This window comes from Streptomyces sp. NPDC048185, from assembly GCF_043202495.1.
GTDB lineage: Bacteria > Actinomycetota > Actinomycetes > Streptomycetales > Streptomycetaceae > Streptomyces.
Genome location: NZ_JBIDAN010000002.1, coordinates 222435 through 242167, shown reverse-complemented (window position 1 = coordinate 242167; position 19733 = coordinate 222435). Strand labels below are relative to the sequence as shown.

Genomic DNA, 19733 nt, shown 5'->3' with positions numbered 1-19733 from the left:
CCCCGCATCACCACGCTCCGGGCGGTGACACCCTGCCGGGCGCCGCGACGCCCCTGCTCGTCCTGCTGGCCCTGCTCGCCGTCACCGCCGCCTACCTGCTCGCCGTGCGCCGGGCCCGGCGCCGCAACCCCGCGCAGGGCTGGAGCCGGGCCCGGTCGGCGTCGTTCCTCGGCGGGGCCGCGCTGCTCGCGGTGGCCCTGCTGCCGCCACTGGGACCCGCCGCGCACACCGACTTCCGGGGACACATGGCCCAGCACATGCTCATCGGCATGTACGCGCCCCTGCTCCTCGTCCTCGCCGCGCCGGTCACCCTGACGCTGCGCACGCTGCCGCCGGCACACGCCCGGCGGGTGACCTCGCTGCTGCACGGCCGGCCCGCCCGCGTCGTCGCCCACCCCGCCGTGGCGCTCGTCCTGAGCACCGGCACCCTGGGCGTGCTGTACTTCACCCCGCTCTACGACGCGGCCATGCCGCATCCCGCCGGCCACTGGCTCATGAACGCCCACTTCCTGGCGTCCGGATGCCTCTTCGCCCACGCCGTCGCGGGCCCCGACCCGGCACCCGCGCGTCCGGGCGTACCGGCCCGGCTCGTGTGCCTCGGGGTCGCGATCGCCGCCCACGCCCTGATCGCGCAGGCCATGTACGGCGGGTTCTTCGTCCACCTCCACGCGCCCGCCGACCAGGTCCGGCAGGGGGCGGAACTCATGTACTACGGCGGTGACATCGCCGAACTGCTGCTCGCCGCCGCCCTGGTGTCCACCTGGCGGCCCGAGCGGCGCGGGACGCGCCCGCGAGCCCTGCCGACGGTGCCGGGATCAGGCGGCGTCCCGGCCCGCTGAGGCCGAGGGCAGCCCGGCCGGCGCCCGGCCCCGGTCCGGCCCCGCTCCGCTCCTGCCGCCGGGAACGAGCCGCAGGTGCCGCCGGCGCCGGGCGTGCCGGGCCGGTTCCGCGTCACGGAAGATCCGGTCCTCCAGCCACGTCATGGTGAACAGCAGCAGCCCGAGTCCGGGCAGCAGCACTACGGCAACGATGACCACGCCGACGTCCCCCTCCGCTGTGAGCGACTCCCTTCCGGGTGCCCGGAGCGGTGCCGGTGATGGGCCGGCACCCGTGAAGGTGACGCAACCGTCGGACATATGACGTAAAAGGGTGCACTGTGCGAGCGGGCCGGAAGGTGCCCCCTGTCATGTTCGATCCGCCCGTGGGTAGGCGGGGCCGACGGCAGGGACGCAGCGCCGAGGAACGGAGCACTTGAGGCGATGACGCACGCAACCATGCCCACCCGCACGGCCGCGGGACCGCAGTCGGCGGCCGCCTGGTCGGACTGGGTGGGCGACCACACCACCGCACTGGTCGGAGTCCCGCTGCGGATCGCGCTCATCGTCGTGGTCCTGCTGGTGGTGCGCGCGGTGGCGAAGCGGGCCATCACACGGGTCGTGCAGCGCGTACTGGAACCGTCGGCGGGCGAGCACGAACGGAGCCGTTCGCGCTGGTCGGGCCGGGGCCCGGCGGTGCTGCACCGCGACCGGTCACGGGCGAGGCAACGGCGCGAGCAGCGGGCCCGCACCATCGGCTCGGTCCTCAGCAGCGCCGTGACCATCGTGCTGTTCATGGTCGGCGTCGCCATGGTCCTCGACCAGGTGGGCATCGCCCTCGGTCCGCTGCTGGCCAGCGCCGGGGTGGTGGGCCTTGCGATCGGCTTCGGCGCGCAGAGCCTGGTCGCCGACTACCTGTCCGGGCTGCTGATCATGATCGAGGACCAGTACGGCGTCGGCGACTCGGTCGACCTCGGGGAGGCCGTCGGCGAGGTGGAGCAGGTCGGCCTGCGCCTGACGCACGTGCGCGACCTCAACGGCGGTCTGTGGCACATCCGCAACGGCGAGATCCTGCGGGTCCGCAACGACAGCCAGGAATGGGCCCGTGCCGTCCTGGACGTCGCCGTGACCTACGACGCGAACCTCGACACGGTCTACCGCGTCCTCGAGGACGCCGGCCGCACGCTCCGCGAGGACCCGGACTTCGCGGACCTCCTGCTGGAGGACGTGTCGGTGTGGGGTGTGCAGTCCCTCGACCCGGACGGGGTGGTGGTGCGGGTCGCGGTCAGGACCGTGCCGCTCCAGCAGTGGGGCGTCACGCGCGAACTGCGCCGCCGGGTCAAGGACGCGCTCGACGGGGCGGGCATCGACATCCCCTTCGCGCGCAACGTGTGGGTGCGGGGAGGCGACTCCTCGGAGTCCGGCTCCTCGGCCCTGCGCTGATCCGCGGGACCGGGGGAGCGGCGGCACACTTGCCGTTCCGGCAAAGTCGTTCGCCGTCGCGCGGGGGGCGGGTGCAGCCTGGCGCAGGACGGGCCGCTCACCCCGCGGGCCCGTCCGGACAGACGACCGTGTCCGTTCCTCAGGAGGCACGCATGACCGACACGCCCGCACCCGCCCCGGCCGCCGACTTCTGGGAGGCCCGCTACCGCGACACCGACCGCGTCTGGAGCGGCCGCCCCAACGAACTCCTGGTCCGGGAGGCGGGCGACCTCGCCCCCGGTACCGCACTCGACCTGGGATGCGGCGAGGGAGCGGACGCCGTGTGGCTGGCCGGCCGCGGCTGGCGCGTCACCGGCGTGGACATCTCCGCCACGGCACTCGAACGCGCCGCCGTGCACGCCGCCGACGCGGGCGTCGGCGACCGCGTCTCCTGGGAGCGCCACGAGCTGGGGCGCTCGTTCCCCGAGGGCTCGTTCGACCTGGTGAGCGCCCACTACCTGCAGTCGCCGGTGCCCCTCGACCAGCGGGCGGTCCTCGGCGGAGCGGCGCGCGCCGTCGCGAAGGGCGGCACCCTGCTGGTCGTCATGCACGCCGGCTGGCCCTCGTGGCAGACCGAACCGCCCTTCGACGCCGTCTTCCCCACCCTGGACGGAGTCCTCGACGAGCTCGCCCTGCCGGCCGGGGAGTGGACCGTCCGGACCAAGGAGACCGTCCGCCGGCCGAGCGTCTCGCCCGAGGGCACCGAGGGACACCGCGACGACAACGTGTGGCATCTGCGGCGCGGGTGAGGGACGGAAGCGGCCGCTGAGCACTGCCGGCGGCCCGTCCGGGTACCCGTTCGGCGGCGCCGGGCGCGACCGGCCGGGCGCGGTGGGCACCGAGCAGCGAGGGGAGCGGTCATGGGCGGGAAACGGCCGTCGGGAACGGAAGAGGGCGGGGCGGGCACCGAGCGCCCGCGCCGCGATGCCGTCGAGCGGCTGCGCCGCTGTGCCGCCGAGGTGTTCGGCTGGGACAGCCTCCTGCCCGAGCAGCTCCGCGCCATGGAGGCGGTCCTGGCCGGCCGGGACACGCTCGTCGTCATGCCCACCGGCTCGGGCAAGTCCGCCGTCTACCAGGTCCCCGGCGTGCTCCTGTCCGGCCCGGTCGTCATCGTCTCGCCGCTGCTCGCCCTGCAGCGGGACCAGATCGCCGGCCTGCCCGACGGCGCCCGCGCCCCGGGCGCGGTGGCGGTCAACTCCGACCTCACCGCCTCCCGCGCCGAGGCCGCCTGGGACGCGGTGCGGCGGGGCGAGGCCCGGTTCCTGTACCTGTCGCCGGAACAGCTGGCCAAGGACGAGGTCGTGGAGCGGCTGGCCGGGACGGGCCCCGCGCTCTTCGTGGTCGACGAGGCCCAGTGCGTCGCGTCGTGGGGCCACGACTTCCGGCCCGACTACCTGCGCCTGGAGCAGGCGGTGCGCAGGGTGGGCCGGCCACCGGTGCTCGCCCTCACCGCGACGGCGGCCCCGCCGGTGCGCCGGGAGATCGTCGAACGGCTCGGCATGGACCGGCCGCGGGTGACGGTGACGAGCTTCGACCGGCCGAACATCCGGCTGGAGGTCCGCCGGTTCCTCGACGAGGACGAGCGGCGCCTGGCGATCGTCGAACGGGCCGCCGCCGAGCCGAAGCCGGGCATCGTCTACGCGGCGACCCGCAAGGACACCGAGTACTTCGCCGGCGAACTGGCCCGGCTCGGACTGGCCGCCGAGGCCTACCACGCCGGACTGCGCAAGACCGAACGCGCCCGGATCCACGACGCCTTCCTCTCCGGCGACGCCGACATCGTGGTGGCGACCTCCGCCTTCGGCATGGGCATCGACAAGGAGGACGTACGGTTCGTCCTGCACGCGTCGCTGCCCGGCTCGCCGGACGCCTACTACCAGGAGATCGGCCGCTGCGGCCGGGACGGCGAACCCGCCCTCGCCGTACTGCACTACCGGCCCGAGGACATGGGCATGCAGACGTGGTTCGCCGCCCGGGCTCCCGGCCGCGGCGCGCTGTCCGACGTCGCCGACGCCGTCCACGACCACCGGGACGACCCGGCCGGACTGGAGCGGCTGCGGCGGGACACCGGGCTGTCCCGCAATCGCGTCACCGCGGCGGTCAACCTGCTGGAGGAGGCCGGCGCCGTCGACACGGGCGAGGACGGCGAGGTGCGCCCCGACCCCGGGACCCCGCCCGGCGAGGCGGCCGGCCTGGCCGGGGAAGCGGCCGAGGCGCACCGGCGGACCGACCGCACCCGTGTCGACATGGCCCGCGCCTACGCCGAGAGCACGAGCTGCCGGCGGCGGTTCCTGCTCGGCTACTTCGGCGAGGAGTACGAGCCCCCGTGCGGCGCCTGCGACGTCTGCGACGCGCAGCGGGACGGGGCGCCGGAGACCGAGGCGCAGCCGGCACCCGCCCACCCCGAGGCGTCCGCCTATCCGGTCGGTGCGCAGGTGCGGCACGGCGAGTGGGGCGAGGGCACGGTGCTGAGCGAGGACGGCGACCGCATCACCGTCCTGTTCGACCGGGCCGGCTACCGCACGCTGTCCCTGGACGCCCTGGCCGACCGCGACGACCTGCTCACCGTGCTCCCGGGGGAGGACGACGAGGTGTGACACGCCGCGGTGCGGCCGGTCGGGGGAACGGGGGAGTGGGAGCCGGGCGGCTCAGCCCTCCGCCGCATCCGCCGCGCGGTGCCGCGCCCAGGCCGCCTCCCGCAGGTCCGGACGCAGCAGTACCTCTGCCGCCGTGCACGCCAGTGCCCCGGTCGCGGCGACCAGCACCTCGCGGGCCCGGCCGGAGGCGGCGGCAGCGGCGAACTCGGGGGTGTGGTCGGAGCCGTCCTCGCCCATGATCGCGACGAAGGGATGGACGGCGGGCACCCGGGTGCTCACGTTGCCGATGTCCGACGAGCCCAGGTACACGCCCGGCACCGGAGGCGTCAGCGTGATCCCCGCCGCCGACACGTGCTCGGCGAACCGGTCGGACAGCACCCCGTTGTCCCGGAAGTGGTCGTAGCGGACCGTGGCCCGCTCCACCTCGGCCCGCGTACCGGTCGCCCGGGCGACACCCTCCGCGCACTCGCGCACCTGCCCGATCAGCTCGTCCAGCGCGCGTGAGGTGGCCGCCCGGAGCCCGAACAGTCCCTCGGCGAACTCGGGGACGATGTTCGTGGCGGTGCCTCCGTGCGTCACTATGCCCTGCACGTGCGAGGCCTCCGGCAGCCGCCGGCCGACCACGCCGAGGACGTTGAACAGCTCCACGAGGGCCGCGAGCGCGTCGACGCCCTCGGTCGGGTTGCCCGTCGGATGGGCGGCGCGCCCGTGGAAGGCCACCCGGTACTGCACCTGCGCGGTCAGCGGCGCCCGCCGCCAGTCGTACACCCCCGGATGGAACATCAGCGCCGCGTCCACCCCGTCGAACACCCCGGCGTCCACCTCGACGGCCTTGCCGCCGCCGCCCTCCTCGGCGGGCGTGCCCACGGCCGTCACACGGCCCGCCGAGCCGCCCAGGACGGCGTGCAGCGCGAGAGCCGCGCCCAGACCCGCCGCCGCGATGAGGTTGTGGCCACAGGCGTGGCCGAGGCCTGGCAGCGCGTCGTACTCCAGCAGCAGCGCGACGGCGGGGCGGCCCTCGCCCGAGTGGGCGGCGAACGCGGTCGGCATCCCGGCGACGCCTCGCTCGACCGAGAACCCGGCACCCTCCAGTTCTCCGGTGAGCAGGGCAGCCGCCCGGTGCTCGGCGAACGCGTACTCGGGGTCGGCGTGCAGCCGCAGCGCGACGTCCCACAGCGCCCCGGCCCGGCCGGCCACCTCCTGGCGGATGTCCTGGTGGACGTCGTCGAGCGTGCGGGCCATGCCGTCTCCTCCGGTCGGGTGCGCGGACTGTCCGTGAGGTGCGGGTGCCACCGTCCGGGTGCCATGACACGCGGCGGGTTTCGGCGGCCCGGCGGTTGCAATACGTTCCCATGCGCCGCGGGGCCGTGGAGCACGGACTGACGGCGTCCCGGAACCGACGTGGAGGAACGATGGATCACTCGCGGGTGCCCGTACTGGAGGCGCTGGAGGACTTCCGGCGGCGGGGTGACATCGCCTACGGTCCGCCGGGACACAAGCAGGGGCGCGGGGTCGATCCGCGGGTCGCGGAGATCGTCGGCATCGACGTGTTCCGCTCGGACGTGCTCTCCCTCAACGGGCTGGACGACCGCCGCCAGTCCCAGGGGGTGCTCACCCAGGCGCAGGAGCTGATGGCGGACGCCGTCGGCGCCGACCGGGCCTTCTTCTCCACCTGCGGCAGCTCGCTGTCGGTCAAGACCGCCATGCTGTCCGTGGCGGGGCCCGGCGAGAAGCTGCTGCTGTCGCGCAACGCGCACAAGGCGGTGGTCGCCGCGGTCGTCGTCAACGGCGTCGAACCGGTCTGGGTGCACCCGAAGTTCGACGCCGAACGGCATATCGCCCACCCGCCCGAGCCGGACGACGTGCGCCGCAAACTCGAGGAACACCCGGACGCCAAGGGCATGTTGCTGATCACGCCCACCGACTGGGGCACCTGCGCGGACATCGCCGGCGTGGCCCGGGTGTGCCACGAGTACGACGTCCCGCTCATCGTGGACGAGGCCTGGGGCGCCCATCTGCCCTTCCACCCCGCCCTGCCCGCCTGGGGCATGGACGCCGAGGCCGACCTGGTGGTCACCAGCGTCCACAAGATGGGCGGCGCGATCGAGCAGAGTTCCGTCTTCCATCTCCAGTACGACCGGGTCTCGCCCGAGGTGCTGGCGCAGCGTGAGGACCTGCTGGGCACGACGAGCGCCTCGTCACTGGTGTACGCCACGCTCGACGGCTGGCGCCGCCAGATGGTCGAGCAGGGCCACGACCTGCTGGACGCCGCCCTGCGCCGCGCGGAACGGATCCGGACCGCGGCCGCCGGCATGCCCGGTCTGCGGCCCATGGGGCAGGAGGTCGTCGACGCGGGGCTCGCCGCCGCCTACGACCCCCTCAAGATCGTGATCGACGTGCGGGAGCTGGGCGTCAGCGGTATGCAGGCGACCGAATGGGTGCGGGACCACTGCCACGTGGACCTCGGCGGCTCCGACACCTGCCGGATCACCGCCTCGGTCACCCACGCCGACGACGACCACACCGAGGAGGTCCTGCTGGGCGCCCTGCGCGCGCTCACCGAGGGGGCGGGCTCGATCGAGCGCCGTCCCCCCGTCCACCTGCCCGAACCCTCGGTCCTGGAGCTCGAACAGGCCATGCTGCCGCGTGCCGCGTTCTTCGCCGAGGCGGAACATGTGCCGGTCGAACGGGCCGCCGGACGCATCTGCGCGGAGACCATCAGTCCCTATCCGCCGGGCGTGCCCGTGATCGCACCCGGCGAGGTCATCACCGACGAGGTCCTCGACTACCTGCGCAGCGGTGCCGAGCACGGCGTCCTCGTCCCGGACGCCGCCGACTCGTCGCTGCGGACGCTGCGCGTGGTCCGCACGATGTCCTGACTGTCCGAAATGTTGAAAAAAGTATCTCCTGGGATTTTTGAGAAGGAAGGAATGCTTTGTGACGCCATGGACACCTGTGGTGTGAAGGCCTTTGGCTACCAGAGGAGATGGTGAAATGCCTTCCAACGACAAGGTGCTCCAGGACGTCACCGAGGACATCGACATCGAAGCAGTGCTCGACCCCGCCGAGGCCGACGGCGTCTTCCGGGACAGCCGCGAGTGCGCGGCCGCCCTCGTGACGTCCGGTCACGGGTTCTCGCTCCTGTCACCTCCGACCCCGCGCCCGAAGAAGGGCTGACGGACCGACGGGAGCAGTGAAATGGAGCAGTCGAGCACATCGGCCCTTCTCCAGGGCACGGTGCTGGACCTCGCTTCGGACGTGGTCTCCGCTCTTCGGAGCGGAGACCACGCGCGAGCGGGCGGCACCGCCACGTCGCACGACGCGGGCATCGCGCGTGCCGCGATACGCGTCCTGGGCGCCGACGCCCTGTTGCCCACCGTGCTGCTGGGTGTCCCGCCCGACCCGGGCCTCCTGGCCGCGTTCAGGGAGGCGGTGGCGGCCCATCCGCCGCGCCCCGGTGCCGCCCCGACCGTCGCGTGGAGTCACTGGGCGATGGCCCGGACCCTGCGGCACGTCGAGGACCCCCGGACCGGAGCGCCGGTCGCGGACGGCAGCACCGAACCCGACGCCGGCTGGCTGGAGGACGCCGACTGGCAGCGGCTGACCCATCAGCTCGCCGTACTCGCCCCGCTGGCACTGCCCGGCGTGGACTGCGCGGTCACCCGCGCGGCCCGGGGCCGCCCCGTGGACGTCGCCCGGGGATTCGTCCGGGCGGTCCGCCGCCGGGACTGGCAGCAGGCCGCGGGAGCCGGCCGCTGGCTCACCCTGCTGGACGGCGTACCCGACACCCTCGGTCTGGACACGGGCCTCGATTTCGTGGCGCTCATGGGCGGCGCCGACCCGCGCGTGACCCTCCAGCTGGAGGCGGCGCGGCTGATACCGGCCGGAGCCCTGCGGTGAGCGCCGCGCACGCCGTCGACGCCCCGCACCCGGCGCGCGACGGCGGATGGGACGCACCCGACGTCCGGCGGGTGCGCCGGATCGAAGAGGCAACACTGGCCTGGGTGCACGCCCACCGCGAAGGCTTCACGCTCGGCGAGGACGCCCTGGCCGCCGAGGGCCAGGTGGACCGCACCTGGAAACCGCTCGGCGAACTGGCCCGGGTCTGCTCCGCCGTGTCCCGGGGCACCCCGCCGTCGGACCCGTTGCACGCGCGCGCGTCCGGCCTGCTGGACTTCGCCTGGCAGCACACCCGGGGCGGCGAGCTGTTCCTGCTGATGCAGTCGCTGGAACCCTTCGCCACCTACCCCCTGGAGGTGTACGCGGCCTTCGCCTCCGCCGGCCACCGGCACCCCGGTTACGAGGCGTCCGCCGCCCTCGTCGCCCGGTCGCGCGGCTGGCGGTGGACCGAGCAGCTCCCCACCCGGCGGCTCGGTGTCGTCGAGGCCGAGCGGTACAGCGGCATCCCTCCGCACGGCCACGCGCAGCAGATGCTCGACCGCACCTGGCTGGGCGGCCTGCCCGAGCCCTGGACCTTCGAGCGGGCGGCCGGCTACACCCTCACGCACGTCGTCTTCCACCTCACCGACTGGGGACGCACCCCCGGAGAGGTGCCGCCGGACCTGACGGCGTATCTGCGGCACTGGCTGCCGCCCTGGCTCGACACCTGCCTGGAAGCCCGGATGTGGGACCTGAGCTGCGAGCTGCTGGCGGTGGCGGCATGCGTGCCGGACCCGCCCGCACCGCAGGTGCTGCGGGACGCCTGGCAGCGCCTGGAGGCGGCCCAGCACCCCTGCGGCGCGATCCCGGAGGAGGGCGCCCTGCAGGACGCCGCCGGGCCCGATCCCGAGGAGCCCTACGACTTCGCCCACTGTTACCACTCGACCCTGGCGGCGCTGTTCGCCGCGACCTTGACCAGGTCGAGGCAGGAGAGCGCCGTACCCGGACCCAGCGGACAAGGAGCGCCGGCATGACGGACACCCGGTTGATCCACAACGTCGGCGTCGGCGCCCTGGAGTGGCTGTGGGCCCATCGCGACGGATTCCGGCTGGAACCGGACGCCGACCCCGAAGTGGGCTTCCTGGACCGCTTCAAGCCGGTCGGGGAACTCGCCATGATCTGCGCCGTGCTGTTCCGCGAGGGCGCGGCCGGCACCCGGCAGACGCAACTGGCCCGCCAACTCCTCGACCACGCCTGGCGGGAGATCCTGGACGGCGGTCGCGCGCTGGTGCGCGGCCAGCGCATGGAGCCGCTCTCGCCCATCCCGTTCGAGGTGTACCTCCCCTTCAAGGAGCTGGGCTACAGCCAGCCGGAGACAGAAGTCGCCACCGCCCTCAACCACCGCCTCGACAGCTGGGCGAGGCTGTCCGTGAACCCCACTCGCAGGCTGGGCCTGTCCGCCTTCCAGCGCCGCTTCGGCCTGTCGCCCCGGCCGGCGGAGTCCGCACTCGCCGGCACCACCTGGCTGGCCGCCACCCCCGAACCCTGGACGGTCGAGTGCCACACCGCCTACGACATCACCCACACCGTCTTCCACCTCACCGACTGGGGCGAGAACCCCGGCGGCCTGCCGCCCGCCATCGCCGGCTACCTCGACACCTGGCTGCCCGTCTGGCTCGACGACTGGCTGGACCTGAAGCGCTGGGACCTGCTCGGCGAACTCCTCGTCGTCGACGCCTGCCTGCCCCGCCCGACGCTCGACCGGGCGGCCTGGGAGGGCTTCGCCGCCGCGCAGCAGCCGGACGGCGCCATGCCCGCGATACGGACGATGCCCGAGGGCGACGCCGACGAGGTGTTCGACATCGTCTACCACTCCACGCTCGTCGCCGCCTTCGCGTCCCTGCTGGCGACGTCCCGGGCCCTCGCCGAACTGGCGCACGCCTCATGACGGCCCCCCGCCCCTGGCCGGGCGACCCCGCCGACGACGAACACGTGCCGCCGGCGGCCGCCACGCCCGCGGAGGGCGACCTGCGCGCGCGCCTGGCCGCCGCCGCCGACGCCTCCGACGCACCCGACGTCGTCCTCGCCGTGTCCCGCCACGGCCGGCGCACCCTCCACAGCGGCGGTACCGGCACGCCCCCCGACGTCCCCCGCGAGGACCTGCGCTACGAGATCGGCTCGGCCACCAAGACGTTCACCGGTCTCCTGCTGGCCCGGCTCGTCCGGCGCGGCGCACTGACCGGCGGCGAAGCGGCCATCGCCTGCCTGGGCCCCGGCCGGCCCCTCGGGTCCGCCCCCGTGACCCTCGCCCACCTCATGACCCACACGGCGGGACTGCCCGGGCTGCCGCGCGACTTCGTCCCGCGCGCCCTGCCGGCCTGGCGCACCAACCCCTACGCCCGCTATCCGGCCGACCGGGTGACCGATGCCTTCCTGCGCCACCGTCCCAGGCACCGGCCCGGAACACGCTGGCACTACTCCAACTTCGGCGTCGCCGTCCTCGGTCACGCGGTCGCGGCCGCCACCGGCACGCCCTGGCAGGACCTGCTCACCGAGCACGTCCTGCGCCCGCTCGGCCTGAGCGGCACGGCGCCCGAAGCGGAGGACCCCAAGACCGACGCCACCGGGCACCGCAAGGACGGACGCACCCCGGTGCCGCCGTTCGACGCGGGCGGCTTCCAGGCCGCCGGGGCCGTCCGCGCGACGCCGCACGACCTGCTCACCTTCCTCGAGGCCCACCTCGACCCGGCCGGCTCACCGGCGGCCGGCGCCCTGCGCGCGGTGCGGGTGCCGGTGCTCCGGCGGGGACCGGACCACCGGCACGTGCACACGATGGCCTGGTTCCGCCACCCCACCGACGGCGGGCCGATGTACTTCCACAGCGGAGCCACCCCCGGTCAGCAGGCGTTCCTCGGGTTCCGGCCCGACACCGGCACGGCCCTGGCCGCGGTGTGCACCCGCCGCTTCCGCGCCCGCGACCCGTTCGTCGCCACCGCCTACGCGTTCCTCGCCGAGACATAGCGGACACGCCGCCGGCGCGGGGTGCTCACCCCGCACCGACGGCGTGTCCGTCAGGGCGTGCCACCGGGTGTCACACGCGCTGCCACAGGGCCGGCGTGTTCTCCGGCGATCCGGAGCCCTGCGCCTGGTGGTTCTGCAAACACCGGTACCGCACACCGCCGTAGGACACCGTGGCACCGGCCTGGTAGACCCGGCCGGCGGCCCACGCGTCCTCCGCCGCGTTGTCCTGCGGCGGGGACGTCTGGGCCTGGGCGGCCGTGGTCTTCAGGGTGAGACCGAAGTCGCTGAGCAGCGGGTTGACCGGCTGGTAGAACGTGGTGCCGCCGTTGGTGCAGTCACCGGAGCCGCCCGACGTGGTGCCCTGCGCCTGCGCACCCGCCACGTAGGGGCCGCCGGAGTCGCCGGGCTCGGCACACACCGTGGTCTCGGTCAGCCCGTGGACGGTGCCCTCGGCGTAGCTGACGCTCGTGTCGTGCTGGCGGACCGTGCCGCAGTGCCAGCCGGTGGTGGACCCGGAACGGCACACCGACGCCCCGACGAGCGCCTCCACCGAACCGGCGACCTGCACCTTCTGCCCGTTCTGCGCCTTGACGTCGGGCGTGGCGGTCCAGTCGGCGTTGACCGCCACCCAGGCCATGTCCTTGCCGGGGAAGGTGGAGCTCTGGAAGGTGCCCTGGGCGCTCTGGTCGTACCCGGTGGTCTTCGCGCCCGGCCTGCCGCAGTGACCGGCCGTGGCGAAGCCCTGCTGCTGGCCCTTGGTGACGGAGAATCCGATGGAGCAACGGGCCTGGGCGTCGATGTAGTAGGCGTCGCCGCCGACGAGGTCCTTCAGCACCCGCGGCCGGTTCGCGGACATCCGGACGCCCACGTTCGCGGCCTCGACGCCGGCGGACCTGACGAAGGCCGCCGCGGCCGCCTCGCCGGTCGCCTGGACCACGACCCGGTTCGTCCTGACGTCGACGTACCAGACCGGTGTCTGGGCTGTCCCGGTCCGCGCGGCGGCGGCGTCCAGCTTCTCCTTGACGGCGTCGAGCTGTGCCAGCGGCTTCTCGACGACGGCTGCCCTCGCGCCCTGCGCCTGGATCGTGCCGGTGTCCGCGGCGTCCGTGGTGGCGACGGTCAGCTCGGTGGAGGTCGCGCCGCTCACCCAGGCCCCGGCGAAGCGGTCGCCCAGCGCGTTGCGCAGCCGGCCCGCGCGGGTGCCGGCCTCCGCCTCGTTGACCAGCCGGGCCGTGGCCTGGTCCGGGGTCAGTCCCAGGTCCCGCTCCATCGCGCGCAGTACCTGCGCCGACGGCTTGTCGGCGCCGAGCGTCCGGGCGGCGGTGGGCAGCGGCCCCGGCGCGGCCGACGCGGCCGGGGGGAGCGCGGTCAGGGCGAGCGCGCCGAGCGCGGTCAGGGCGGCGCGGCGGGTGCGCGCGGCATGTCTGCCGACCATGCGATGTGCCTCCTTCGAGGGCTGTACGTGACAGCGGAGAACGGGAACGACCCTGTGGGTGACCGTGGGCCGTGGTGCGACCGGGAGAGGTCACAGGCCTTGCCGGAAAGCGCCGCGGCGATGCCGCGCGCGGGCCTCTTTCGCGCGATGGGGGACGCGGTGGGTGCAAGTGCAGTACACGCACGGGCACACCGCTCCCGGCTCAGGCCGGCTCCAGACCGGGGGCACCCGTCTCGGTGACGAAGGACGCGGCCGTGGTGACGGGCGCGCCGGGCGTGCTGACGGCGGAGACCGTCCGGAAGTCCAGGTGCGCGGCCTGACGGCCGAGTTCGACCCGGACGTAGCCGCGCTTGCCGTTGTAGAACTTCATGTGCGGGTTCGCCCGCAGGTACGTGTCCCGGTTGGCGGGCTGTTCCTCGCCGTCCCGGCCGCTGGACACGGAGGTGCAGGTGACCTCCGTGCCGACGGTCGCGGAGGCGGGGTCGTCGAAGTCGTCCTTGACGTCGAAGGCGTAGGCCACGTGCACGTCACCGGTGAGGATCAGCCAGTTGTCGACCCCGGCGGACCTGGCCCCGGCGACGATCCGGTCGCGGGAGGCCCGGTATCCGTCCCAGGCGTCCATGGAGAGCGCGGCGTCCGCGGTCACGTCGAACTTGCGCTGGGAGAAGCAGACCTGCTGCGGCATGACGTTCCACAGCGCGGTCGAATCCCGCCAGCCGTCGATCAGCCACTTCTCCTGCGCGGCACCGGTCATCGTGCGCGCCGGGTCGTCGGACTCCGGCCCGGGTGCGTGCGGACGGTCGTCGTAGGCCTGGTCGGAGCGGTACTGACGGGTGTCCAGGATGTCGAACTGGGCGAGCGTGCCCCAGTGCAGCCTGCGGTACAGCAGCGCGTCGGGGCCCTGGGGGAGCTGTGCGGCGCGCAGCGGCTGGTTCTCCCAGTACGCGCGGTAGGCGGCGGCCCTGCGCAGCAGGAACTCGGCCGGCGGCACGGCGTTCTCGGGGATGCTGCCGGCGTAGTTGTTCTCCGTCTCGTGGTCGTCCCAGGAGACGACGAAGGGATGGGCGTGGTGCGCGGCCTGCAGGTCCTGGTCGGTCTTGTAGAGCGAGTAGCGCAGCCGGTAGTCGGCGAGCGTCATGGTCTCGCGGTTGAACACGTCGGGCAGCGTGATGCCGGTGTAGCGGCGCTCGCCGCCCGCCGAGTTCACCGCGTACTCGTAGAGGTAGTCGCCGAGGTGGAAGACCACGTCGACGTCGTCCTCGGCGACGTGCCGGAGCACGGTGTAGTACCCGTCCTGGTAGGCCTGGCAGGCGACGGCGGCCAGTCGGAGGACGCCCGCGTCGGTGCCCGGAGCGGGCGCGGTGCGGGTGCGGCCCGTCGGGCTGATCCAGGTTCCGGTGCGGAAGCGGTAGTAGTACTCGGTGCCCGGTGTCAGGCCCGTGACGTCGACGTGGACGCTGTGGGCGTACTCCGCGTGGGCGTCGGCGGTGCCCCGCAGCAGGACGCTCGCGAAGTGGTCGTCGAGGGCCACCTCCCACTCGACCGCGACCCGCTCCGTGCCCATCCCGCCGTCCTCGAGGAACGGCTCGGGCGCCAGCCGCGTCCACAGCAGCACCGAGTCGGGCAGCGGGTCACCGGAGGCGACACCGAGGGTGAAGGGGTCCTTGGTGATGCGGGCGGTCCGCTCGCGGGCCGCGACCGCTCCCCGGGCCGGCAGATTGGTGGAGAAGGCCAGCGCGGCGGCGGCCGCGGTGACGGTGAGGAAGCGCCGGCGGCCGAGGTGCCGGACGGCGGCGCCCAGCACGGCGTCGTGCGGGGAGAAGGCGTGCTCGGCCAGTGCGCTGTGACGGCCCGTGGGCGCCATCTGGTGTCCTCTCGTACGGGGCGGGCGGTCCGTGGGCGAGCGGCACGGGAACCGGGTGGACCCCGGGCGGTCGCCCCGCGCACACCGGCCCGGGTACTCGCCGGGAAGGCCGGGTGTGAGCGGTCCGCGCCCGGGCCCCGGCGCCCGCTGACGCCGGCCCGCGACGCGCGGACCCCGCATGCTATGCAGACAAAATGACCAAAACGGTCAGGGCGTGCGGAGTGATCACACAGGAGGCGGTACGGGTGTGTGGCGGGCCCGGCGCCGGGGCACCCGGGGCCCCGCGGGAAAGCGCGTACACGGCGGACGAAAGGCGGCGGGCCGGGGTGATGGCCAGGAGGCGGCGCTACGAGGTGGCGGCCTCGGGGCGCTGGTGGGACGCGGAGGACAACCGCTGGTTGCCGGCGGGCGAGGTGCACGCGTGGGAACAGGGCATGAACCAGACGGTGTGCGGGCTGTCCCTCCACCGGTCGCAACTGTCCCGCTTCCCGGCCGTCGGCTGGGCCGACGTGCTGCCCGAGTCCGGCGGCGCGGCCGACGCGGTGCGCCGGGTCTGCCCCCGCTGCGCCTCCGCGGCCGGCCGGCGCGGTGCCGACGCCCGGCCCGCGTGGCGGCGCACGAACCCGCGGCCGTAGGGACCGGACGACGGACCCGGCCCCGCGGCCGCGGAACGGCTCGGCGCGGCCGGCTCGTCGGGCCCGGTCATGCGTCGTCCTGTTGCTTGCTGTCCCCGGCCGTCGGGAGCCTGCCCCCGACGCGCAGCACACCCATCTGGAGTGCGTGTCCGGTCTGCCGCATGATCTGCACGTAGGCCGGGATGCCGCTCCGCCGATCACCGCACCGAGGCCGGTCCGGCCACCGACCCCGTTGGAGGACACGCGTGACGACCACCACCCCACCGGTCACCCTCGACGACGTCCGCTCCGCCGCCGCCCGCCTGGCCGGCGTCGCGCACCGCACGCCCGTGCTGCGCTCGCGCACCCTGGACGCCCTCGTCGGCGCCGAGGTCTTCCTCAAGTGCGAGAACTTCCAGCGCGTGGGCGCCTTCAAGTTCCGCGGCGCCTACAACGCGGCGTCCCGCCTCACCCCGGCGGAGTCGGCCCGGGGCATCGCCGCCTACTCGTCCGGGAACCACGCCCAGGCCGTCGCGCTCGCGGCCCGGGAACTCGGCACGACCGCCGTGATCGTCATGCCCGAGGACGCCCCGCCGTCCAAGCGGGAGGCTGCTCGGGGGTACGGCGCCGAGATCGTCACCTACGACCGCTACACCGGCGACCGGGCCGCGATCGCCGAGGCCCTCGCCGCCGAGCGCGGCCTCACCCTGATCCCGCCCTACGAGCACCCGCACGTCATCGCCGGACAGGGCACCGCCGCCCTCGAACTGGTCGAGGAGACCGGCGACCTGGACGCGCTGATCGTCCCGGTCGGCGGCGGCGGGCTGATCGCCGGCAGCGCGACCGCGGTCAAGGGCCTGCACGCCGGCACCCGGGTCCTCGGCGTCGAACCGGAGGCCGGCGACGACACCAGGCGCTCACTGGCAGCGGGCCGGCGCGTCAGCGTCCCCGTGCCGCACACCATCGCCGACGGCCAGGCCCTGCCGACCCCGGGCGAGCTGACGTTCTCCCTCAACCGGCGGCTGGTCGACGGCATCGCGCTGGTCTCCGACGACGAGATCCGGGACGCCATGCGGTTCGCGTTCGAACGGCTGAAGATCGTCCTGGAGCCGAGCGGCGCCACCCCGCTGGCCGCCCTGCTCACCGGCCGCGCCGGGCCCCTGCCCCGCCGGGTCGGCGCGATCCTCTCGGGCGGCAACGTCGACGCCGGCCGCTTCGCCCGCCTGTGCGGCGCCGCCCGCTGACACCGCGTGTCCCCCGGATGGCGGCCTCGACTTGACAGGCGGACGATGGAGTGGTGGGCGAGGGAAAGGAGGAGCGTCATGTTCGAGGCCAAGACGCTCGACAAACCGGACGAGCGGCGCGACTTCCCCCGGGGTCACCTCGAAGCCGTGCACATGGAAGGGCTCGACTTCGCCGTGGGCACCTTCGAACCGGGCTGGCGCTGGTCGGAGTCCGTGGGGCCGATCGCGGGCACCGAGAGCTGCATGATCCACCACAACTGCTACGTGGTGCAGGGACGCCTGTGCGTCCGCATGGACGACGACGGCACCGAGACCGAGGTGGGTCCGGGTGACGTCTTCGTCTGCACGCCCGGGCACGAGGCCTGGGTCGTGGGCGACGAGCAGTGCGTGGTGTACGACTTCGCCGGAGCCATGGCGAAGGAGTACGCCAAGGCCGACTAGGGCGTGACGGAAACCCGGCGCGTCACACCGGCAGCAGCCGGGTCACCAGGGCGCCGAGCTGGCGGGCGTTGCGGCACTCGTACATGTCCACCAGCCCGGCGTACTCCGGGGCCGCGGAGTCCCCGGTGCCCCAGCGGGAGCGCTGCTCGGGGTTGAGCCAGTACACGCGGCGGGCCCGCCCGGCGATGTCCCGCACGGCGGCGAGATTCGGGTCCCCCATGTTCGTCCGGGCGTCGCCCAGCACGAACACGGTCGTGCGCGGGCCCACCGCGTCGCCGTAGCGTTCCGCGAACTCGCCGAGGGCGACCCCGTAGTCGCTGCTGCCGTGCCAGGCGGTGAGCGTCGCCCGCTCACCGATGCGGGCGCCGAGCCCCTCCGGGTCGGCGGCGCCGTGCACGAGCAGCCCGGTCACCTCGTCGACCCGGTTGACGAACGCGAAGACGCGCACCTTGCCGAACTGGTCGTGGAGCGCCTGCACCAGCAGCATCGTGAAGTCCGAGAACCCCGCCACCGAGCCCGACACGTCGCACAGCAGCACCAGTTCGGGCCGCACCGGACGGCGCCTGCGCAGCACCGGCCGCATCGGCACCCCGCCGGTGGACAGCGAACCCCGCAGGGTGCGCCGCAGGTCGATGCTGCCGCGCGAGGCTCGCCGCCGGCGGGCCGCGAGCCGGGTCGCCAGCTTGCGCGCCAGCGGCTGCACGGTCCGGCGCAGCTCGGCCAGCCGGTCCTTGCCGAGGAGCAGGAAGTCGACGCGGTCGGGAGTCGTGGCCACCGCCCGCCGGGCGATCTCGTCCCGGCCCCGCCGCTCGGCGACCCGGCGCCGCGCCTCCGACGCCACCATCCGCCGGAAGTCCTCGATACGGCGCCGGATCTCGTCCTCCAGCAGCCGGTCGGCGAAGCCCGTGGCGCCGGCGCCCGCCCGGACGTCGTCGCGGACCCGGGCGAGCAGGGTCTGCGGGCGCAGCCGGTCGAGCGTCTGATGCGACGACCAGCCGTCCGAGCCGGGGGAGCCGTACCCGCCGAACCCCTCGACCGCCTCCGCGGCCAGCCCTTCCAGCAACGCCCGGTCGCCGGACGCGAGCGCGGCGGCGATCCGGTCGCGCAGCCCGTCCCGCCCGGCGGGGGCGGACTCCGGGCCGCCGGCCCGGCGCGGGAAGTACAGGTCGAAGACCGGGTCGAACACCCGGCGCTGGTCCGGGGTGTGCAGCAGCGTCGCCGCCAGGCCCTCCCGCAGCAGCTCCCGGTCCGCCAGACCGAGCGCCTCGACGGCCCGCGCCGCGTCCACGCTCTCGCCCGTGCCGATCCGGATGCCGTGCGCGCGCAGCGCGGAGACCAGGGAGGCAAGCCGCCCGGTCACGCCCGCGCCGGTGGTCACAGCGCGTCCAGGTCGAGCTTGGCCGCCGCCTTCTGCACGTCGTCGTGGTGCTTGAGGACGACGCCCAGGGTGTCCCGTACGAGCCTGTCGTCGAGGGTGCCGGTGCCGAGCGCCAGCAGGGTGCGGGCCCAGTCGATGGTCTCGGCGACGGAGGGCAGCTTCCGCAGGTCCATGGCGCGCAGCGCGCCCACCACCCGCACCAGCGACGCGGCCAGCGCCTCGTCGAGTCCCGGCACCTTCAGCCGGACGATGCGCCGCTCCAGTTCCTCCTCGGGGAAACCGATGTGCAGGAACAGGCAGCGCCGGCGCAGTGCCTCGGACAGTTCACGGCTGGCGTTCGAGGTGAGCACGACGAAGGGCCGGCGGGTGGCGGTGATGGTGCCCAGCTCCGGGACGGTGACCTGGAAGTCGCTGAGCACCTCCAGGAGCAGGCCCTCCACCTCGACGTCCGCCTTGTCGGTCTCGTCGATCAGCAGCACCTTGGGCTCGTCGCCGCGGATGGCGGTCAGCAGCGGCCGGGTGAGCAGGAACTCCTCGCTGAAGATGTCGGTCCGGGCCTCGTCCCAGGTCTCGTCGCGGCCGGCGCTGATGCGCAGCAACTGCTTGGCGTGGTTCCACTCGTACAGGGCCCGGGACTCGTCCACACCCTCGTAGCACTGCAGCCGCACCAGCCGGGCGTCCGCGACGGCGGCGACGGCCTTGGCCAGCTCGGTCTTGCCCACCCCGGCGGGGCCCTCCACCAGCAGCGGCTTGCCCAGGCGGTCGGCGAGGAACACGGTCGTGGCGACCGCGGGCGACGCCAGATAGCCCTGCGCGGCGAGACGGGCGGTGACGTCGTCGACGGAAGTGAACACCGGGGGCCTCCAGCTCGGGACGGTGCCTGCGGCCCCTATCTAAGCGCTTGTTCAGCGCCTGTGTCACGCGAAAGGCGGTGCCGGGGACGCTCCCTCCACGGGCGTCCCC

At 74.3% G+C, this 19733-nt stretch carries 19 protein-coding genes; 13 read left to right on the top strand and 6 right to left on the bottom strand.

The genetic code is table 11. From position 1 onward, the window contains the following. Positions 1-32 precede the first annotated feature (32 nt). Positions 33-839, top strand: a complete 807-nt coding sequence (locus tag ACGF3H_RS07045; protein WP_393816473.1) for a cytochrome c oxidase assembly protein — start codon at positions 33-35, stop codon at positions 837-839. Here ACGF3H_RS07045 and ACGF3H_RS07040 read toward each other — a convergent pair. Continuing rightward, positions 816-1037 (bottom strand): hypothetical protein, encoded by a 222-nt coding sequence (locus tag ACGF3H_RS07040; RefSeq protein WP_362492842.1) that lies wholly within the window; start codon positions 1035-1037, stop codon positions 816-818. The genes ACGF3H_RS07045 and ACGF3H_RS07040 overlap by 24 nt on opposite strands. 222 nt (positions 1038-1259) lie before the next feature. On the opposite strand from ACGF3H_RS07040, the gene ACGF3H_RS07035 reads away from it, so the two are divergent. From ACGF3H_RS07035 to ACGF3H_RS07025, 3 genes are all read left to right on the top strand, one after another. Further along, positions 1260-2258 carry a mechanosensitive ion channel family protein gene (locus ACGF3H_RS07035; RefSeq protein WP_362492844.1) on the top strand — a complete coding sequence of 333 codons (999 nt, stop codon included), beginning with the start codon at positions 1260-1262 and terminating at the stop codon, positions 2256-2258. Between the two features lie 152 nt (positions 2259-2410). Beyond that, complete coding sequence (locus ACGF3H_RS07030) at positions 2411-3046, top strand: class I SAM-dependent methyltransferase (protein WP_362492846.1); 636 nt, start codon at positions 2411-2413, stop codon at positions 3044-3046. A gap of 111 nt (positions 3047-3157) precedes the next feature. After that, positions 3158-4894, top strand: coding sequence for a RecQ family ATP-dependent DNA helicase (locus ACGF3H_RS07025; protein WP_362492849.1), 1737 nt, complete (start codon positions 3158-3160; stop codon positions 4892-4894). 51 nt (positions 4895-4945) lie between these two features. Here ACGF3H_RS07025 and ACGF3H_RS07020 read toward each other — a convergent pair whose 3' ends face one another. Beyond that, positions 4946-6136 (bottom strand): amidohydrolase, encoded by a 1191-nt coding sequence (locus ACGF3H_RS07020; protein WP_362492850.1) that lies wholly within the window; start codon positions 6134-6136, stop codon positions 4946-4948. Positions 6137-6306: 170 nt separating this feature from the next. Here ACGF3H_RS07020 and ACGF3H_RS07015 point away from each other — a divergent pair, with 170 nt between their 5' ends. The 6 genes from ACGF3H_RS07015 (at position 6307) to ACGF3H_RS06990 (ending at position 11794) form a co-directional block, all read left to right on the top strand. Further along, positions 6307-7773 (top strand): ornithine decarboxylase, encoded by a 1467-nt coding sequence (locus ACGF3H_RS07015; protein WP_362492853.1) that lies wholly within the window; start codon positions 6307-6309, stop codon positions 7771-7773. 115 nt (positions 7774-7888) lie between these two features. Further along, entirely contained in the window at positions 7889-8071 is a 183-nt protein-coding gene (locus tag ACGF3H_RS07010) for a hypothetical protein (protein WP_362492855.1), read from the top strand. Between the two features lie 21 nt (positions 8072-8092). Continuing rightward, positions 8093-8794, top strand: a complete 702-nt coding sequence (locus ACGF3H_RS07005) for a hypothetical protein (protein ID WP_362492857.1) — start codon at positions 8093-8095, stop codon at positions 8792-8794. 71 nt (positions 8795-8865) lie between these two features. Beyond that, positions 8866-9807 carry a DUF6895 family protein gene (locus ACGF3H_RS07000; RefSeq protein ID WP_362492933.1) on the top strand — a complete coding sequence of 314 codons (942 nt, stop codon included), beginning with the start codon at positions 8866-8868 and terminating at the stop codon, positions 9805-9807. Next, a complete protein-coding gene (locus ACGF3H_RS06995) occupies positions 9804-10721 on the top strand; it encodes a DUF6895 family protein (RefSeq protein ID WP_362492859.1) in 918 nt (305 codons plus the stop codon). Before ACGF3H_RS07000 ends, ACGF3H_RS06995 begins: the two co-directional genes overlap by 4 nt. Next, the gene (locus tag ACGF3H_RS06990) at positions 10718-11794 is read left to right on the top strand and encodes a serine hydrolase domain-containing protein (protein WP_362492862.1); all 1077 of its coding nucleotides are present in this window, start codon (positions 10718-10720) and stop codon (positions 11792-11794) included. Before ACGF3H_RS06995 ends, ACGF3H_RS06990 begins: the two co-directional genes overlap by 4 nt. A gap of 70 nt (positions 11795-11864) precedes the next feature. On the opposite strand, the gene ACGF3H_RS06985 is transcribed toward ACGF3H_RS06990, so the two are convergent. Both ACGF3H_RS06985 and ACGF3H_RS06980 read right to left on the bottom strand, forming a co-directional pair. Beyond that, on the bottom strand, positions 11865-13229 hold the full coding sequence (locus ACGF3H_RS06985) for an alpha-lytic protease prodomain-containing protein (protein ID WP_362492864.1): 1365 nt from the start codon (positions 13227-13229) through the stop codon (positions 11865-11867). 202 nt (positions 13230-13431) lie between these two features. Beyond that, entirely contained in the window at positions 13432-15093 is a 1662-nt protein-coding gene (locus ACGF3H_RS06980; protein WP_362492867.1) for an alkaline phosphatase D family protein, read from the bottom strand. A 329-nt stretch (positions 15094-15422) separates the two neighbouring features. Between ACGF3H_RS06980 and ACGF3H_RS06975 the strand changes: the two genes are divergently transcribed. From ACGF3H_RS06975 to ACGF3H_RS06965, 3 genes are all read left to right on the top strand, one after another. Then, complete coding sequence (locus ACGF3H_RS06975) at positions 15423-15728, top strand: hypothetical protein (protein ID WP_362492870.1); 306 nt, start codon at positions 15423-15425, stop codon at positions 15726-15728. Between the two features lie 245 nt (positions 15729-15973). Further along, positions 15974-16951 carry a pyridoxal-phosphate dependent enzyme gene (locus ACGF3H_RS06970; protein WP_362492873.1) on the top strand — a complete coding sequence of 326 codons (978 nt, stop codon included), beginning with the start codon at positions 15974-15976 and terminating at the stop codon, positions 16949-16951. Positions 16952-17029: 78 nt separating this feature from the next. Next, complete coding sequence (locus ACGF3H_RS06965; RefSeq protein WP_362492876.1) at positions 17030-17392, top strand: cupin domain-containing protein; 363 nt, start codon at positions 17030-17032, stop codon at positions 17390-17392. Positions 17393-17414: 22 nt separating this feature from the next. Here the strand turns inward: ACGF3H_RS06965 and ACGF3H_RS06960 are convergent, their stop codons facing one another. Together ACGF3H_RS06960 and ACGF3H_RS06955 are read right to left on the bottom strand one after the other, a co-directional pair. Continuing rightward, positions 17415-18770, bottom strand: coding sequence for a VWA domain-containing protein (locus tag ACGF3H_RS06960; protein WP_362492879.1), 1356 nt, complete (start codon positions 18768-18770; stop codon positions 17415-17417). Then, positions 18767-19624 carry a MoxR family ATPase gene (locus ACGF3H_RS06955; RefSeq protein WP_362492882.1) on the bottom strand — a complete coding sequence of 286 codons (858 nt, stop codon included), beginning with the start codon at positions 19622-19624 and terminating at the stop codon, positions 18767-18769. Before ACGF3H_RS06955 ends, ACGF3H_RS06960 begins: the two co-directional genes overlap by 4 nt. Positions 19625-19733: the final 109 nt, after the last annotated feature.